This window comes from Cellulosimicrobium funkei (genome assembly GCF_001019615.1).
Taxonomy (GTDB): domain Bacteria; phylum Actinomycetota; class Actinomycetes; order Actinomycetales; family Cellulomonadaceae; genus Cellulosimicrobium; species Cellulosimicrobium cellulans_E.
In genome coordinates, this window is sequence record NZ_JNBQ01000003.1 from 361,854 (window position 1) to 378,094 (window position 16,241).

Genomic DNA, 16,241 nt, shown 5'->3' on the forward strand with positions numbered 1-16,241 from the left:
GCCCGGGAGGCGCCGGTTCGCCGACGGGGCGTCGCGGGAGCGGGGCGAAAGTTCACGCTCCTCGCGGATTAGGTGTCCGGGGGATGTGCACCGATAGTTAGTACGCACGACCGGGGAGCGGAGCCCGGGAGGCGCCGCTGCCACGCGCGCCGACCGCGCCGCCGAACGGGTGGACCAGGGTGATGGAGGCAGGTTCGTATGCTCCGCAGGTTGAGCGTTCGCGGGAAGATCCTTGCGGCTCTCGCGGTGCCCGTCCTCGTCCTCTTCGCGGCCGCCGCGATCATCTCGGCCCAGGCCATCGGGTCGGCGCGCGACGCCAGCCAGACGAGCGCGCTCGTCGGTGCGCTCGCGGCGCAGGACGCGGCGGGGACCGAGATCGCGGCCGAGCGCACGTACTCCTTCCTGGACGCGAACGCCGGGACCGAGGACAGCGAGGCGCAGATGATGGCGCAGCGCGAGAAGACGGACAAGGCGCTCGACGCGCGCGACCGCGCGTACGAGAGGCTCGACACGTCGGCGCTCGACCCGCGCGTGCGAGAGGCGGTCGCCGACACGATCGCGGACCGGAACGACCTGACGGCGGTCCGGCAGTCCATCGACCGGTCGTCCATCGGCCAGCTCACGCGCATCTCGCAGTACAACGCGCTCATCGACTCAGCGCTCGACGTGCCCCGTACGCTCGCCGACACCGCCCCGGACCGCGCCCTCGCGCAGTACCTCGACGCCTACGTCCTCCTCGACGAGCTCCTCGCGCAGCAGGCGCTCGAGCAGCCGCTCGCCGGAGCGGTCCTCGCCGCCGCCCAGGTCGGCCAGGAGAGCAACGAGACGAGCCAGCAGGCCGCGGTCCTGGTGACCAACGGCGACGCCCTCACGGCGCGCGCGGGCACGGCCGTCCGACGGCTCCCGGGAGACTTCCGACTGGTGCCGCCGGGCGCGACGTACAACCAGATCCGACAGAACCTCGCGGGCTCCCGGCCCAAGGCGACGCCTCCCAGCCAGGCCGCGCAGTGGCCGGACCTGTCGCAGGCGGACCGCGACCAGACGAGCCCGGTGCGCGACGACGTCCGCAGCGCGACCGCGGAGAAGGCGTCCGACCTCGCGGGTGCGGCGACGACCCGCGCGGTCGTCACGATCCTCGCGACCCTCGCGGCGGTCATCGCCTCGATCCTCGTCGCGGGTCTCATCGCCCGTGCGATCGTCAACCCGCTGCGGCGCCTCACCGACGCGGCCGAGGACGTGCGTGACCAGCTGCCGCGGCTCGTCGAGCAGGTCGCCGTCCCGGGCCAGGGCCCGGGCATCGACCTGGCACCCATCACGGTGGAGTCCACGGACGAGGTCGGCCAGCTCGCGACCGCGTTCAACGACGTGAACCAGACGACCATCAAGGTCGCGCGCGAGCAGGCCGCCCTCCGCGGCTCGATCGCGGAGATGTTCGTCAACGTCGCGCGCCGCGACCAGGTGCTCCTCAACCGGCAGCTCGCGTTCCTCGACGACCTCGAGCGCTCCGAGGAGGACGCGGGCACGCTGTCCAACCTCTTCCGCCTCGACCACCTCGCGACGCGTATGCGCCGCAACGCGGAGTCCCTCCTCGTCCTCGCGGGCATCGACTCGGGTCGCCGCGTGCGGCAGCCCATGCCGGCCTCGGACGTCATCCGTACGGCGTCCTCCGAGATCGAGCTGTACGACCGCGTCCGACTGAACCTGGTCGTCGACCCGCTCATGCTCGGGCACAACGCGCTCAACGCCGCCCACCTGCTCGCCGAGCTCCTCGAGAACGCGACGATGTTCTCGGAGCCGCACACGCCGGTCGAGGTCACGACCGGCCGCGACGAGCACTTCGTCTACGTGACGGTCCGCGACCACGGTCTCGGGATGACGCCGGACGAGATCGCGGAGGCGAACCGCAAGGTCGCGACGCACGCGGCGTCGGACGTCGTCGGCGCGCAGCGCCTGGGCCTCTTCGTCGTCGGTCGCCTCTCCGACCGTCTCGGCGCCAAGGTCCGGTTCAGCGCGGGCGGCGACGACCAGGGGACCGAGGTCGTCGTGTCCTTCCCGGCCGCCCTCTTCGTCCCCGACTCGAACGTGCCGCTCCCGCAGCCGACGGACCCGCTCGAGACGAGCACGCAGGCGGCGGCCCAGCAGCTCGCCGGCGCGGGCGCCGTCCCGGCGCTCCCCGCCGCCGACGTCGCGACCCCGGCCGGTCCGTCGATCCCGGCACCCGCCGCGACGGCGTCGTTCCCGACCGTGGAGCCCGAGGCACCCGCCGCGGTGCCCGTCGACCTCGACGCGCTCACGGACGGCACCACGCAGACCGGCATGCCCCGCCGCCGCTCGCGCACGGTCGACCCGGCCGCCGCGGCGCCGAGCGCGTCCTTCGCGTCAGGTCCCCAGACCGGTGCGATCGTCCTGCCCCCGCTCGCCACGCCTGCGCTGCCGGAGCAGCTCCCGGCGGCGGACGAGGCGTGGAGCCCGCCCGCCGAGGTCGCCGACGCCGGCGCCGCGCTCCCGAGCAGGTCGCGCTCGGCCGCGAGCCCCGTCGAGCCGGTCTCCGCCGAGATCCCCGTCCTCGACGTGAGCACGCGCAGCGCCCTCTTCTCGAGCTTCCGCCCGGTCGGCGACCGTCCGGCCACCGAGAACCCGGTGGAGCTGCCCGTCGCCCCGGACGTCACGGCGACGGACATCCCCCTCGTCTCCGAGGCCCCGGCCGACACCCCGGTCCAGCAGGACGTGTGGACGCCGCAGGATCCCGCCGTCGCGCCGGCCCCGGACTCCTGGGCCCCCCAGCAGGCGTGGGCGCCGGAGCAGCCCGCCGAGCAGGCCTGGACGCCGGAGCCGGCTGCTGACGCCTGGGCACCCGAGCAGCCCGGTGAGCAGGCGTGGACGCCGGAGCCGGCCGCCGAGGCGTGGGCACCGTCGTCCGTGGCCGACGCGCCGCTCGACGCGACCCGGGTCGTGCCCGCTGTCGCGGCCGAGCCCGTCGACGAGGCGACGGTCGCGCGCGTCCCGCTGGTCGAGCGTGCCCCTGCGGCCGCTGAGCCGGCGGCGGCTCACGTGCAGACCCCTGCCCCGGCCCCGGCGCCCGCCGTGGCCGACTCCGAGGCGGCGGCGGTCCCGGTCGTGTCGGCGCGCGACGAGGCCGAGGCGGCGGAGGACATCCCCGCGGAGCTCACCTTCGAAGCGCTCCCCCGCTTCGAGGAGCTGATGGCCGACCTGCCGACGCGTCGCTCGCTGCGCGAGAGCCAGGCGCGCAAGCGCGGTCTCTTCGGTCGGCGCCCCCGGACGACCGCGACGCCGCAGGCGCGCCCGGCCGGGCCGTCCCCGGAGGCCCTGGCGTCACGCCCCGCCGGAGCTCCCGCAGCTCCGGCTCCGGCAGCCCCGACGCCGGAGCCCGTCCCCGCAGCCTCTGCGGTCGCCGCTCCTCCGGTCGCGGCCCCGGCGGTCCCGTCGCAGGAGCACCAGGCCCCCGCGCGCTCGTCGGCGTTCGCGCCGCGGGCAGCACAGCCTGCGGGCGGTGCGACCGCGGCGTCGTTCGCCCCGGAGCCGTTCGCCGCCCCCGTGCAGGAGACGCACACGCTCGCCCCGGTCCAGGACGTGCCGTCCGAGGACACCGGCTTCGCGGCGCCCGAGGCGTCCTTCGCTGCCCCCGAGGCCGCGCCGAGCCCGGCTGCGGTCGGGTACGGACCGCCGACACCGCTCGTCCGGCGGCAGGTGGGGGAGGCGATCGAGCCCCTGGAGCCCGGGTACATCGCCGACTCGGTCGAGGCGCGGTCGGACTGGATGGCGTCCGCGGTGCTGTACGAGGAGATGTCCACCCTGCTGCAGGGCAGCACCGACTTCCAGGAAGCGACCTTGGCGGACCCGAACGACGGCATCTACCAGCCCCTCCAGGTCGACGGCACGACGGCGGCAGGCCTGACCCGACGCTCGCGGGGCGAGGAGCGCGAGGGCTACGTCGACCGCTTCACGGCGCGCATCGACCGTGACCCGGAGCAGCTCCGGGCCCGTCTGTCGGCGTTCCAGTCGGCCACGGCCCGTGGCCGTGTCGAGGGCCAGGACGAGACGAGTTCGACCTGGACCCCCCAGGCCATGGATTATGTCCCTGATTCAGCGCCGCAGGCGCGGTGACGACATGCCGTCTGCGGCAACTGACGAGGAGGAAGAGTGAACGCGCTCAGCACCGAGGCAACCAACTTCGGGTGGCTGCTCGACAACTTCGTGCGGACGGTCCCGGGCAGCCGGCACACGCTCGTGGTGTCGGCGGACGGCCTGCTCATGGCGATGTCGGACCAGCTCGACCGCACGAGCGGTGACCAGCTCGCGGCGATCGTCTCCGGCATGTCGAGCCTGACCCGTGGGGCGGCCCGGCAGCTCAACGGAGGGAACGTCCGCCAGGCCATCATCGAGATGGACAACGGGTTCCTGTTCCTGATGAACGTCTCGAACGGGTCCGTCCTCGGCGTCGTGGCGGAGGCGAACTGCGACATCGGCCTCATCGGCTACGAGATGGCGCTCCTGGTCTCCCGTACCGAGGCGACACTGACGCCGCAGCTCATCTCGGAGATGCGGGGTAGCCTTCCCGTCGACGGCGCGACGCGAGCCCCGGTGGGATGAGGACTGATCGATGACGAACGTACCTTTCGGCAGCATGGGAGCACACGACGGGTACGAGGCGGCGACGGTCCGCCCGTACGCGGTCACGGGTGGTCGTGTGCGCTCCGCCACGTCCGACCTCCCGCTCGAGGCGCTCGTCGAGGTCATGCCGGGCGCCGTGAACAGCTTCGGGCTCCCGCCCGAGAAGCGCTCGATCCTCCAGCACGCCGCGCACACGTACGTCTCGATCGCCGAGCTCTCCGCGCTCCTGCGCCTCCCGCTCGGTGTGACGAAGGTGCTCGTCGCGGACCTTCAGGAGGACAACTACATCACCGTCCACACGTCGACCCCGCTGAACGTCCACACGGGTCACGGCAGCAACCACTCGGGTCTGTCCCTGAGCGTCTTGGAGAGTGTTCTCAATGGCATTTCCACCCTCTGACGGCTCGGGCAGCGCGCCGCAGGCAGGGCAGCCGTCCGGGGTGATCGGGGGTGTGCCCGGTAGCCAGTCGGCGGTCCGTCAGACCGCGTGGGCACCGGTGAGCGCGCCCGTCGGCGTGCCCACCCAGGCTCCGGCGGCTGCCGTCCCGGCGCGTCCCGCCACGCCGGCGGCACCTGCGCCGCAGTCGGCGCCGACGGTCTCGGCCCCCGCTCCGACGACGGCGGCCCCGGCCGCTCAGGCAGCCGCTCAGCCACGTACCGCGCCACAGCCCGTCGCGGCCGCGCAGCCCACTGCTCCGGCGCAGCCTGCCGCCCCGGCGCAACCTGCCGCCCCGGCGCAGCCTGCCGCCGCCGCGCAGCCCGCCGTCCCGGCACGGCCCGCCCCCTCCGTGGCGCCGGCGCAGCCGACCGCCGCGGCGCAGCCCCCGGCAGCGCAGCCCGCAGCAGCCGCGGCGACCGCACGGACGGCGCCGACGGTCGTCAAGATCGTCGTCGCCGGCGGGTTCGCCGTCGGGAAGACGACGTTCATCGGGTCGATCTCCGACGTCGAGCCGCTCAACACCGAGGCTGCGATGACGGAGCACTCGGTCGGCGTCGACGACGCGGGCGGCGTGTCCGACCGCAAGACGACGACCACCGTCGCGATGGACTTCGGCCGCGTGTCGCTCCCGGGCAACCTGTGGCTGTACCTGTTCGGCACGCCGGGCCAGGACCGCTTCCTCTTCATGTGGGACGACCTGGTCCGCGGTGCGATCGGCGCCGTCGTGCTGGTGGACACCGACCGCCTCGAGCAGTGCTTCCCGGCGATCGACTACTTCGAGTCGCGCAACATCCCGTTCGTCGTGGGCGTGAACTGCTTCGACGGCGTGGCCAAGCACAAGCTCGAGGACGTGCGCGAGGCGCTGCAGATCCCCGCGCACGTGCCCATGCTCTACACGGACGCCCGCTCGCGGGCGGCGACCAAGCAGACGCTCATCGCGCTGGTCCAGCTCGCGATGCGCCAGCTCCGCGGCGCCGCCTGACGACGCGTCGGTACCCCGCACGACCGCACGACGGCGGGCCGCCCTCCTCGGGGCGGTCCGCCGTCGTCGTGCCCGGCCGGGGCGTGCCACAATGGCTCGCCGGGAGGGCTGACAGAGCGGCCTAATGTGACGGTCTTGAAAACCGTTGTGCGGCAACGCACCGGGGGTTCGAATCCCTCGCCCTCCGCTTTCGACGCGGGGTACCGGGAGACCGGTGCCCCGCGTCGAGCTGTCAGTCCTCGTCCACGTCCAGCACGGCGAGCGTCCGGTCCGCCGCGGTCCCGACGACCGCGAGATCGAACGTGCAGGGGCTGACCGGCGACCACCCGTCGATCTCGTCGACCGGACCGTCGTTCGGGTCGAGGGCGACGTTGGTGGACCACTGCGGCACCGTCGCTCACGCTCGAGTCGCGCGCCCCGTGACCATGGCCAGACCGTACCGCGGCGACCGTGGCCCGCAGCCCCGATGCGGAGGGACCTTCGGCGCGTGCCGCGCGCGCGGACCTACGGGATCATGGCCTCGTGACGCCTGAGCCCTCCCCGGCCGACGAAGCCGGTCTCGAGCCCGTCGACCTCATCCGCCGGTCGGGCACCGTGCTGCGGATCGGCCGCCTCGCGCTCTCCGCCGGCACGGGCAGCTATCGCGTGAAGTCGCACATGACCCGTGCGGCGAGGGCGCTGGGGCTCGACCACATCGCCGCCCACGTGACGCTCACGGAGATCACCGCGACGTCGTACCGGGGCCCGATCTTCCGCACCGAGCTCACCGAGGTCCGGTCCATCGGGATCAACGCCGACCGCCTGGCGCAGCTCGAGCGGTTCTCCGCGGCCCTGCCGGCCGGCGCCGACCTCGACGCCGTGGACGCGGAGCTCGACCGGATCGCGCGCCGGCCACCGCTGTACGGCGCTCTCCTGAACGCCCTGTGGGCGGGGATCGCGTGCGCGGCCTTCGCGTTCCTCAACAACGGCGGCCTGGTCGAGTGCGGCGCGGTGCTCGTCGCCGCGGCGCTGGGCCAGGGCGTGCGGCGCGCGATGCTGCACCGCGGGATCAACCAGTTCGGCGTGACGATGCTCGCGGCGGCGGTCGCGAGCCTCGCCTACCTGGTCCTCGTCCTGGCGCTGTCGGCGCTCGCGGGCGTCGACGGCGGGCACGAGGCCGGGTACGTCTCCGCGGTGCTCTTCCTCGTGCCCGGGTTCGCCCTCGTCACGGGGGCGCTCGACCTCGCCAAGCTCGACTTCTCCGCCGGGGTCGCCCGGGTGACCTACGCGCTCATGATCCTCGCCTCGGCCGCGCTGGCCGTGTGGGGCGTGTCGGCCGCGGCGGGGCTCACCCCGGACCCGGTGCCGCCGCCCGGTCTCGCGGAGCCGCTGTTCCTCGGCCTGCGGAGCGTCGCGAGCTTCCTCGGGGTGCTCGGGTTCGCCCTGATGTTCAACAGCCCGTGGGCCATGGCGCTCGGGGCCGCGTCGATCGGCATGGTCGCGAACGTCGGGCGGCTGCTCCTCGTGGACGCCGACGTCGTGCCTCAGGCGGCCGCGGCGGCGGCCGCGCTGCTCGTGGGCCTGCTCGCGGCCACGGTCGCCCCGGCGCTGCGCGTCCCGCGCATCACGGTGTCGGTCCCGGCGGTCGTCATCATGGTCCCGGGGGTCACGGCGTACCGGGCGGTGTACGAGTTCAACACCGGCGCGACGGCGCAGGCGCTCGCCTACGCCGTCGAGGCCGGGCTGGTCATCGTCGCGCTCGCGATCGGCCTCGCCGTGGCCCGCATGCTGACGGACCGCGAGTGGACGTTCGAGCGCTAGGCGCTCGGACAGGGGTGCGCGACGCCGTCGGAACCGGCGGTTTGGTCTCGCGGCGGCGCCCTTGTACCCTGGGCGACGCAGGCTCTCCCGTCGAGCCTGCGAGGAGACGTCGCATAGTCAGGTCTAGTGCGCCACCCTGCTAAGGTGGTAACGGAGCAATCCGTTCGAGGGTTCAAATCCCTCCGTCTCCGCTCAGGAAGGTCCCGGTGCTCAGCGCCCGGGGCCTTTTCTGTTGCCCGTGGAGCGCCGTCAGCGCCCCACGAGTCCGGAGACCCGCGGGGCGCTGACACGTACGGGGTGGCTACGCGCTCCCCGTGGTCGCGAGCGCGGACCGCACGACGAACCGTGAGGCACCGGCCCCGGCGAGCACGAGGGCTGACGCCGCCGCCACGCACAGCAGGAACTGCATGACGACCTCGACGTTCGCGAACGCGTTGAGACCGATCACCGGGACCATGAACAGCAGCGCGGCGAACGTCGAGACGCCGACGCTCACGACGAGCGGGACGAGCGTCTCGCGGAACCGCGCCTGGTCGAGCGTGCGCAGGTCCGTCCCGGACAGGACGAGCGTGCGGTACTCGTTGCGCTGGTCGATGACGCGTCCCGCCTGCATGACGCCCGTCGAGACGGCGGCGAGCACGCCCGCGATGGCGAGGGTGAGGAACCCGCCGGTCTTCATGTCGGTGAGGTACTGCACCTCGTCCGGGTCGGCGCCGAGGCCGGGGTCGAGGAGCGCGAAGATGCTCGTCAGTCCCGCGATGAACGTCGCGAGCGCGACCCCGCCGACGGAGCGCCACGCGGTCTTCGGGTTGTCCACGATCCGCCGCCCGGCGAGCAGCGTCGGCACGCGTCGTGCGCTCCCGGCCGTCATCTTGCCCACGAGCCAGATGACGAACGGTCCCACGACGTTCACCGTCGCGAAGCCGACCAGCAGGATGACGGTGAGGACGGTCAGGACGACCGCCACGGACCCGAAGGACAGGTTCGTCGCGACGATCAGCGCGACGAACGCGACGCCCATCGACAGCAGCCGGACGGCCTTGAGCCCGGGCGGCGTGACGCGGGCCGCGACGCCGAGCGGCGTGATCGCGACGCGGCGCAGGCTGACGAGCGCGGAGACGAGCGCGATCGCGACGACGAGCACGACCGCGCCGAGCAGCGCGGGGACCCCCACCCAGAGCTCGCCGATCGCGAACGTGCGTCCCTGGAAGCGGAGCTGCGCGACGAGGGGCAGCAGCGCGCCGTAGCCGAGCAGGCCGGCGAGCGCGCCGATCACGGCCTGCGCGGCGGCGTCGAGGGCGGTGAGGGTGGTGACCTGGCCCGTCGTCGCCCCCGCGAGGCGCAGCGCCGCGAGGCGGGCGTCCCGGCGCGCGACGGCGAGGCGCGCGGCTGCCGCACCGAGCGTCACGAGCGGGATGAGGAGCAGGAGCGACGCGACGCCCGCGAGGAGCGGGTACTGCGTGGCGTACGGGGTGATGGCCGAGTCCATGCCCTCGCGCATGCCGTCGATGCCGCCGGCGCGCTCGAGGAACGCGTGGAAGCCGCCCATGACGACGAGCAGGATCGCCGTCGTCACGCCGAAGGCGATGATCGCGAGGACGTTCGTCAGGCCCTGCGGGTCGCGCTCGTCGGCGCTGCGGCGGCGCAGGAGCCACCAGAGGTCGACGGTCCTCATCGCGTGCTCTCCTGGCTCGATGCGGTGGGGGTGGTGGGCGCGGCCGGACCGCCGGACGCGTACCCCGCGGCGGGGTGAGCGGCCATCGCGGCCTGGGTGGCAGCGTCGTACGGGGCGGCGGGCGGCGCCGGCGGCAGGGGAGCGGGCTGCCCGACGGCGGAGCTCGCCACGGACTGCTGCCCCGCGCCCGGCGCGGGCTGGGCCCCGGGCGCGAAGAACTCGCCGGAGATGCGCCCGTCGCGCATCGTCACGGTGCGCGAGCAGTGGCGCGCGACGCCCGCGTCGTGCGTGACGACGACGAGCGCGGCGCCGGAGTCGCGGGTGGCGCGCGTGAGCACGTCGAGCACCTCGGCACCGGTCGACTGGTCGAGCGCGCCGGTGGGCTCGTCGGCGAAGACGACGCCGGGCGACCCGACGAGCGCGCGCGCGATCGCGACGCGCTGGGCCTGACCGCCGGAGAGCTCGCCCGGGCGGCGCTGCTCCATCCCGGCGAGGCCGAGGTGCGCGAGCCACCGCGCGGCGACGGCCGTGGCCTCCGTGCGCGCCGTACCCGCGAGCATGAGCGGCAGGGCCGCGTTCTCGACCGCGGGCAGCTCGGGCAGGAGCTGTCCGGACTGGAAGACGAAACCGAAGTCCTGGCGGCGCAGGACCGTGCGACGCGCCTCAGAGAGCGTCGTCACGTCCTCACCTCGCCACGACACCGAGCCGGACGTCGGGGTGATGATGCCCGCGAGGACGTGCAGAAGGGTCGTCTTGCCGGACCCGGACGGGCCCATGATCGCGACCGACTCGCCCGGGTGGACCGTGAGGTTCACGCCCGCGAGGGCGTGCGTCGCGGTCTGGGCGGAGCCGTAGACCTTGGTGAGCGCGCTCGCGACGAGGGGCGAGCCGCCGGGGGCAGGGGAGGGGCCGGTGAACGTCATGGATCGATCGTCCGACGGCGGCCGGTCCCGCCGCGTCGGGCTGGGGACGGGACGTCGAGAAGCCCGTGTCCGACCCTGGGGGGACCGCCCGGCGCGTCGGGTGCGGCGAGGGTCGCACGGCGTGGCGTCCGTCACCCCGGGCCCTCCGGGGCCGGATCGGTTTGGGTTCGGGGCGGGGACACGGTAGTGTTCTCGACGGCCGGTGAGCGATCAGCGGTCACGCAGGACCGGCGCCCGTAGCTCAACGGATAGAGCATCTGACTACGGATCAGAAGGTTGGGGGTTCGAATCCCTTCGGGCGCACATCATGACGAACGGCCTCACCCGCACGGGTGGGGCCGTTCGTCGTTCCTGTCGGCTCGGTGCACAGCCGGTGTCGGGCGCGGGGCCGCGGGCAGAGGTCTCCCGGTTTCCGCACGATCGTGCTACGTTCGCCGGGTGACCAAGGGCGACGAGACGCGGCAGGCGATCCTGCACCGTGGCGTGGAGGCCGCGTACCGCGTCGGCCTGACCGGTCTCACCATCGGCGAGCTCGCGTCGGCCACGGGCATGTCGAAGTCCGGCCTGTACGCGCACTTCCGCTCCAAGGAGTCGCTCCAGCTCGCGGTGCTCGGCCAGGCGCGCGCCGAGTTCATCGACACGGTGGTCGCCCCCGCGCTGCGCACCCCGCGCGGCGAGCCGCGGATGCGGGCGCTGTTCGAGGGGTGGCTCGCGTGCGACCTGCGCCAGGACCCCGGCGGGTGCCTGTTCGTCAAGGCGGCGACCGAGCTCTCCGCGCAACAGGGCCCCGTCCGGGACCAGCTCGTGCGTGACCACCGCGACCTGTGCGACGTCGTCGCGCAGGTCTTCCGCACGTGCGTCGCGGAGGGTGGCTTCCGCGCCGACGTCGACCCGGAGCAGTTCGCCTCCGACCTCTACGGCGTCATGCTCGGGGTGAACCACGCGCACGTCTTCATGGCCGACCCGCTCGCCGAGGAGCGTGCCCGGCGTGCGTTCGAGGCCTTGCTCGACGCGGCGCGCACACCGGCGCCGGCCCCCGTCCGCTGACCGCACCCGTCTGCACCACCGACCGAGAGGAACCTCCCGTGGGCGTCTCAGGCTCGCAGAAAAGCACGACCGTTCGTGCCGACCGCCGTCGGGCGGCACGGCGGCGCAAGGCCGCTCTCCAGCTCGCGCTCGTCCGCGCGCGCCTCGCCGCGCTCCAGGCGGTCTCGCCGCGCCGTGCCGCGCGCCTCGCGCTCGACCTGTGGTGCAGCCCGCCCGACGGCGCCGGGCGACGTCGGGACGACCGCACCACCCCCGGCACGCTCACCACGGTGACGACCGACGCCGGAGCACGCGTCGTCGTCGAGACGTGGGCCGCGGCCGGAGCCGGCGGCGAGGAGCGGACGGGTCGTGACGGTGGCCCGACGGCGAGCGGCTCGCCCGCCGAGGTCGGAGTCGTCTACCTGACCCACGGGTGGGGCGGGTGGCGCGGCCAGCTCGGCGCGTTCGTCGAGCCCCTGCGGGCCGCCGGCTACCGCGTCGTCGCCTTCGACGCGCCGAGCCACGGCGACTCGGGTCCCGGCCGTCTCGGTCCGCGGCGCAGCACGATGCCGGAGCTCGCGGACGCCCTCGCCGCGGTGGTGCGCGAGCACGGCGACGCGACGGCGGTCGTCGCGCACTCGCTCGGCACCGCGACGACCGTCCTCGCGGTCCGTGACGGGCTGCCCGTGGAGCGGCTCGTGCTCGTCGCGGCGATCGCGGACGTGCTGGGCGAGCTCGACGGCTTCGCCGACCTGCTCCGGCTCTCGCGCCCGACCCGCGGGCTGCTCCAGGGCCTGATCTCCGACGTCGCCGGGCGTCCGCTGGCCGAGCTGGACGTGCGCGAGACGCTGCGGTCCCACCCGGTCCCGCCCGCGCTCGTCGTGCACGACCGCGCGGACAAGGAGGTCCCGTACCCGGTCGGCGCGGCGCTCGCCGCGGCCTGGCCGGAGGGCGAGCTGCTCACGACCGAGGGGCTCGGGCACCACCGCCTGCTGCGCGACCCCGAGGTCGTGCGCGCCGTCGTGGGCTACGTGACGCCGGTACGCCCCGACGAGCCCGTCGAGCACGACCTCGCGCGCCGCGGGGTCTGAGCGGCTCGTCGTCCCGGTCGCCGGGACGAGCGCGACCCCGCGTCAGACGGGAGGCTGGTAGCCCGTGGCCCGCGTGAGGGCGCGGGCACGGTTCGAGCGCGAGAGCATCACGCAGCCCGGGATGAACGCCCCGAGCAGCACGGGCCCGCCGACGAGCATGACGCCCCAGACGACGATCGCCAGGTAGCCCGCGGCGGAGTTCCGCGACGGGTCGCTGTCGGCGTACGCGAGGAGGACGATGCTGAGGACCGCCGCCGCGACCATGAGCGCGACCGGAACCCAGATCAGAGCCCACGCCGTCGTCCGGTACCGGCGCGTGAACGCTGCCGGCGGGATCGGCGGCAGTGGAGGGTAGCCCGCGTCCGCCGATCCTGGCGGCGGGTACCCCGGCTGCGAGTTTCCCTGTCCAGGGTGTCCCGGGTGGGCGTGCGGGGGCGGACCCGGAGCGGGGTGTGGCGGCGGGTACCCGGCGCGGGGGTCCTGCTGCGGGTAGGGGGGCGGCGAGGCGGTCACACCGTGTGGATACCAGTCGCCGGACGGGCGCGCCAGCGCCGTCCGTGCCGGTGGTGATCGCGTCGCGGTCCGGGAGGCGAGGAGAGGCACGGGCGGCCGTCGTCGGGGGCGGCGGGTAGCGTCGGGCCATGCCCTCGGACAAGGTGGACCTCAAGGCGCTGTACCGCGAGCTGTACGCCCCGCCGCGAGGCCGGTTCGTCGAGGTGGACGTGCCGACGCTCGCCTACCTCGCGGTCGACGGCGAGGGCGACCCGAACTCCTCGCCCGCCTACGCGGCGGCGGTCGAGGCGCTCTTCTCCGTCTCCTACGCGGTGAAGTTCGCGAGCAAGCGGGAGGGGCGTGACTACGTCGTCGGACCGCTGGAGGGCCTGTGGACGGCCGAGGACCCGGGCACGTTCGTGCGGCGGGAGAAGGCCGCGTGGCGCTGGACGCTGCTGGTGCTCCAGCCGGACTGGGTGGACGAGGACCTCGTCGTCGCGGCCACGGAGACGGTCCGCGCGAAGAAGGACGCCCCGGCCGCGCTCGACCTCGTGCGGCGCACGAGCCTCACCGAGGGCCGGTCCGTGCAGACCCTGCACGTCGGGTCGTACGACGACGAGGGGCCGGTGCTCGCGGAGCTGCACGACGTCTACCTGCCCGAGCACGGGCTGACGTTCGCCGGGCCGCACCACGAGATCTACCTGAGCGACGTGCGGCGCACGGCCCCGGCGAGGCTGCGCACCGTGCTGCGCCAGCCCGTCCGCCCGGCCTGACGTTCGACGCGCCGACCCGCCGCCGACCCGCCGCCGACCCGCCGCCGACCCGCCGACGAACCGCCGACCTCCGGCCCTCACGCGGCCGAGCGGCGACGTGCCCAGGCGAGGTCGGTGTCGTCGAGCACGTCGGCGAGGCGACGGCCTGCGAGCGTGCGGGTCCACGCGGCGGCCGCTCCGTCGGGCACGGCCTCCTGGAGCACCCACTCGCGCACCCCGAGGCGGCGCAGGTGCGTGCCGAGCGCGAGGAGCTCGGTGCGGGAGTGCACGCTCGGGTCGACGGTGGTGCGCACCTCGTGGTCGACGCCGGAGCGCAGCAGCACGGTCAGCGCCTCGAACGCGCGGCGCCCGGACGGGATCGTCCCCGTCACGACGGGGTAGCGCGAGGGCAGGTGCTTGATGTCGAGCCCGACCCAGTCCACGAACGGCAGGAGCCGGGCGAGCCGGGCCGGCCACGGCCCGGCGGTGTGCAGCCCGACGTCGAGGCCGAGGCCGCGCACGTCGTCGATCGCGCCGAGCAGGCCGGGGTGGAGGGTCGGCTCGCCGCCCGAGAAGACGACGCCGTCGAGCAGCCGCCGGCGCGGGGCGAGGAACGCGACGACCTCGGACCACGGGACCGCGTCGCCGGGCGGCGGCGACCCGTGAGCGGCGACCGCGCACAGGCCCGGGTGGTGGCAGTACCCGCAGTGCCACGGGCAGCCCTGCGTGAGGACCGTGGCGACCCGCCGCCCGGGCCAGTCCGTGACGGACAGCCGGTTCAGTCCGGCGACCACGAGGCCCGGGCGGGTCATCGGCGGCTCCTTCCGACGCACGACGGCCCGGCAGTCCGACGGGTCGGGGTCGCCCGCCGCGCTGCCAGGACCTCGAACGTAGCGCCGCCGCACGGTGCGCCGGACCGGTCCAAGGTCCCGACCTGCCCGGCGCACCGACGGCGTCCCTGGGCCGCGGCGCTCAGCCCGACGGCGGACCGCCGAACCCGCCGCCGCCCTGCGGGAACCCGCCGCCGGGAAAGCCTCCGCCGGGGACGTCCCCGCCCGGGAAGCCCCCGCGCGCGTCCGACCCGTCCGAGCCGAGCCCGGTCAGCCCCGACGACTCGTCGTCGTCCTGGACGAGCTGCTGGGCGAGGTCCGCGAGCACGACCTCGTCGCCGGCCGAGAGACCGTCCGTGATCTCGGTGAGCTCCGGCCCCACGGCGCCCGTCGTCACGGTCACGGTGCGCACCTCGGCGCCGTCGAGCACCCGGACCGTGCGCGCCGACCCGTCGGACGCCACGGCGGACGTGGGCACGACGAGCACGTCGTCCACCGCGGCGACGGCGATCGTGGCGGCCGCGGACGCGCCCTCCGGCAGCTCGCCGTCGACGGGGTCGAGCGCGACGGTCGCCGCGTAGGACGGGGTCGAGGTCTGCGAGTCGCTGAGCACCGCGACGCTGCTCACCGTCCCCGTGTACGCGGCGCCGGTCGCCGGGACGGTCGCCGTGACGGGCTGCCCGACAGCCACGACCTTCACGTCCGCGAGGTCGAGCGTGGACGACAGCACGTACCCGCCGTCGCCGAGGATCGTCACCGCGGCGTCGCTCGTGCCGACCGACGTCCCGGCGGCAACGTCGACCTGCGCCACGGTCCCGGCGATCGGTGCGGTGAGCGTGCCCGCGACGGCGGCGGCCTCCGCGACGTCCACCTGCCGCTCCGCGACCGTCACGGCGGCGCGGTCGGCCAGGATGCGCTCGGCCGTGACGGTGCCCGACGACGTCGCGCGCCCGGTCGTACCGCTCCCCGACGGCGCGGAGCCCGCGGAGGGCTGTTCGCTACCGCCCGACGAGCCGCCCGACGTGCCTCCCGGCGCCGCGCCGGGCGTCGTCGGGGAGCCCCCGGAGTCGCCGGTCCCGCCGGTGCTCCCGGCCCCGGACCCCGCCTCCTGCGCGTCGAGGAGGGCCTGGACCGCGGCGTCGAGCGCGACGGACCGCTCGCCGAGCGTGGCGACGGTGTCGTCCAGGTCGGCGACGAGGTCGACGAGCACGCCCTGCGCGGAGCCCGTCGTCCGCTGGGCGGCGTCGGTCGCGACCAGCGCCTCCTGCGCGGCGAGGACCGCCGCGGCGCACGCGGCGAGGTCGTCGGCGGTGGCCGCCGCACCGGCGTCGGCACCGAGGACGACGGCGCACGCGCCCTGGTCGCCCGTCGCAGCCTCGACGGCCGCCCCCGAGGCGCCGAGCGCCGTCGTGCCGGCGAGCACCGCGTCCTCGACGGACGCGTACCCGGCGAGCAGGGCGTCCTGCGCCGCCTGCACGTCCGCCTGCGCCGCGGAGAGCGCGTCGCGCGCGGCGGTGACCGCCCGCTCCGGTGCGTCGGTGCTGCTCGCGTCCACGGACACGGCGCGCGTCTCGCCGGTGCTCGCGGTGCCGACGACCA

14 protein-coding genes and 3 tRNA genes are annotated in these 16,241 nt (G+C 75.0%); 11 read left to right on the top strand and 6 right to left on the bottom strand.

Annotated features, from left to right (window positions below; all coding sequences use genetic code 11):
* Window positions 1-210 precede the first annotated feature (210 nt).
* The 5 genes from FB00_RS20985 (at window position 211) to FB00_RS06085 (ending at window position 6,240) form a co-directional block, all read left to right on the top strand.
* Window positions 211-4,125, top strand: a complete 3,915-nt coding sequence (locus FB00_RS20985; protein ID WP_197088757.1) for a nitrate- and nitrite sensing domain-containing protein — start codon at window positions 211-213, stop codon at window positions 4,123-4,125.
* Window positions 4,126-4,161: 36 nt separating this feature from the next.
* Entirely contained in the window at window positions 4,162-4,611 is a 450-nt protein-coding gene (locus FB00_RS06070) for a roadblock/LC7 domain-containing protein (RefSeq protein WP_024839165.1), read from the top strand.
* 34 nt (window positions 4,612-4,645) lie between these two features.
* Entirely contained in the window at window positions 4,646-5,032 is a 387-nt protein-coding gene (locus FB00_RS06075) for a DUF742 domain-containing protein (protein WP_031317001.1), read from the top strand.
* Window positions 5,033-5,420: 388 nt separating this feature from the next.
* Window positions 5,421-6,053, top strand: coding sequence for a GTP-binding protein (locus FB00_RS06080; RefSeq protein ID WP_047231929.1), 633 nt, complete (start codon window positions 5,421-5,423; stop codon window positions 6,051-6,053).
* Between the two features lie 102 nt (window positions 6,054-6,155).
* Window positions 6,156-6,240: transfer RNA gene (locus FB00_RS06085), tRNA-Ser, on the top strand.
* Between the two features lie 45 nt (window positions 6,241-6,285).
* Here the strand turns inward: FB00_RS06085 and FB00_RS21945 are convergent.
* Entirely contained in the window at window positions 6,286-6,444 is a 159-nt protein-coding gene (locus FB00_RS21945) for a hypothetical protein (protein ID WP_156186312.1), read from the bottom strand.
* 131 nt (window positions 6,445-6,575) lie between these two features.
* On the opposite strand from FB00_RS21945, the gene FB00_RS06090 reads away from it, so the two are divergent.
* A complete protein-coding gene (locus FB00_RS06090) occupies window positions 6,576-7,853 on the top strand; it encodes a threonine/serine ThrE exporter family protein (protein WP_047231930.1) in 1,278 nt (425 codons plus the stop codon).
* Window positions 7,854-7,955: 102 nt separating this feature from the next.
* Window positions 7,956-8,044: transfer RNA gene (locus FB00_RS06095), tRNA-Ser, on the top strand.
* Between the two features lie 110 nt (window positions 8,045-8,154).
* Here the strand turns inward: FB00_RS06095 and FB00_RS06100 are convergent.
* Together FB00_RS06100 and FB00_RS06105 are read right to left on the bottom strand one after the other, a co-directional pair.
* A complete protein-coding gene (locus FB00_RS06100; RefSeq protein WP_047231931.1) occupies window positions 8,155-9,528 on the bottom strand; it encodes a hypothetical protein in 1,374 nt (457 codons plus the stop codon).
* The gene (locus FB00_RS06105) at window positions 9,525-10,451 is read right to left on the bottom strand and encodes an ABC transporter ATP-binding protein (protein WP_082141039.1); all 927 of its coding nucleotides are present in this window, start codon (window positions 10,449-10,451) and stop codon (window positions 9,525-9,527) included. The genes FB00_RS06100 and FB00_RS06105 overlap by 4 nt, the downstream gene beginning before the upstream one ends.
* Before the next feature lie 230 nt (window positions 10,452-10,681).
* Here FB00_RS06105 and FB00_RS06110 point away from each other — a divergent pair.
* The 3 genes from FB00_RS06110 to FB00_RS06120 all read left to right on the top strand — a co-directional run bounded on the left by FB00_RS06110 (window position 10,682) and on the right by FB00_RS06120 (window position 12,568).
* Window positions 10,682-10,754 (top strand) — tRNA-Arg (locus FB00_RS06110).
* Between the two features lie 135 nt (window positions 10,755-10,889).
* Window positions 10,890-11,498, top strand: a complete 609-nt coding sequence (locus FB00_RS06115; protein ID WP_047231932.1) for a TetR/AcrR family transcriptional regulator — start codon at window positions 10,890-10,892, stop codon at window positions 11,496-11,498.
* Between the two features lie 38 nt (window positions 11,499-11,536).
* Window positions 11,537-12,568, top strand: a complete 1,032-nt coding sequence (locus FB00_RS06120; protein ID WP_052877485.1) for an alpha/beta fold hydrolase — start codon at window positions 11,537-11,539, stop codon at window positions 12,566-12,568.
* Between the two features lie 42 nt (window positions 12,569-12,610).
* Here FB00_RS06120 and FB00_RS06125 read toward each other — a convergent pair whose 3' ends face one another.
* Entirely contained in the window at window positions 12,611-12,832 is a 222-nt protein-coding gene (locus tag FB00_RS06125; protein WP_047231933.1) for a hypothetical protein, read from the bottom strand.
* A gap of 377 nt (window positions 12,833-13,209) precedes the next feature.
* On the opposite strand from FB00_RS06125, the gene FB00_RS06130 reads away from it, so the two are divergent.
* Window positions 13,210-13,833, top strand: coding sequence for a GyrI-like domain-containing protein (locus tag FB00_RS06130; RefSeq protein ID WP_047231934.1), 624 nt, complete (start codon window positions 13,210-13,212; stop codon window positions 13,831-13,833).
* A 77-nt stretch (window positions 13,834-13,910) separates the two neighbouring features.
* Here FB00_RS06130 and FB00_RS06135 read toward each other — a convergent pair whose 3' ends face one another.
* Both FB00_RS06135 and FB00_RS06140 read right to left on the bottom strand, forming a co-directional pair.
* Complete coding sequence (locus FB00_RS06135) at window positions 13,911-14,624, bottom strand: anaerobic ribonucleoside-triphosphate reductase activating protein (protein WP_047231935.1); 714 nt, start codon at window positions 14,622-14,624, stop codon at window positions 13,911-13,913.
* A 160-nt stretch (window positions 14,625-14,784) separates the two neighbouring features.
* On the bottom strand, window positions 14,785-16,241 hold a 1,457-nt coding region (locus FB00_RS06140), incomplete at its 5' end, for an efflux RND transporter periplasmic adaptor subunit (RefSeq protein WP_047231936.1).

Bases quoted from the DNA above. Each gene is read 5' to 3' on its own strand.
- FB00_RS06075 (WP_031317001.1), top strand. From the start codon at position 4,646: ATGGGAGCACACGACGGGTACGAGGCGGCGACGGTCCGCCCGTACGCG.
- FB00_RS06100 (WP_047231931.1), bottom strand. From the start codon at position 9,528: ATGAGGACCGTCGACCTCTGGTGGCTCCTGCGCCGCCGCAGCGCCGAC.
- FB00_RS06105 (WP_082141039.1), bottom strand. From the start codon at position 10,451: ATGACGTTCACCGGCCCCTCCCCTGCCCCCGGCGGCTCGCCCCTCGTC.
- FB00_RS06125 (WP_047231933.1), bottom strand. From the start codon at position 12,832: ATGGTCGCGGCGGCGGTCCTCAGCATCGTCCTCCTCGCGTACGCCGAC.
- FB00_RS06130 (WP_047231934.1), top strand. From the start codon at position 13,210: ATGCCCTCGGACAAGGTGGACCTCAAGGCGCTGTACCGCGAGCTGTAC.
- FB00_RS06135 (WP_047231935.1), bottom strand. From the start codon at position 14,624: ATGACCCGCCCGGGCCTCGTGGTCGCCGGACTGAACCGGCTGTCCGTC.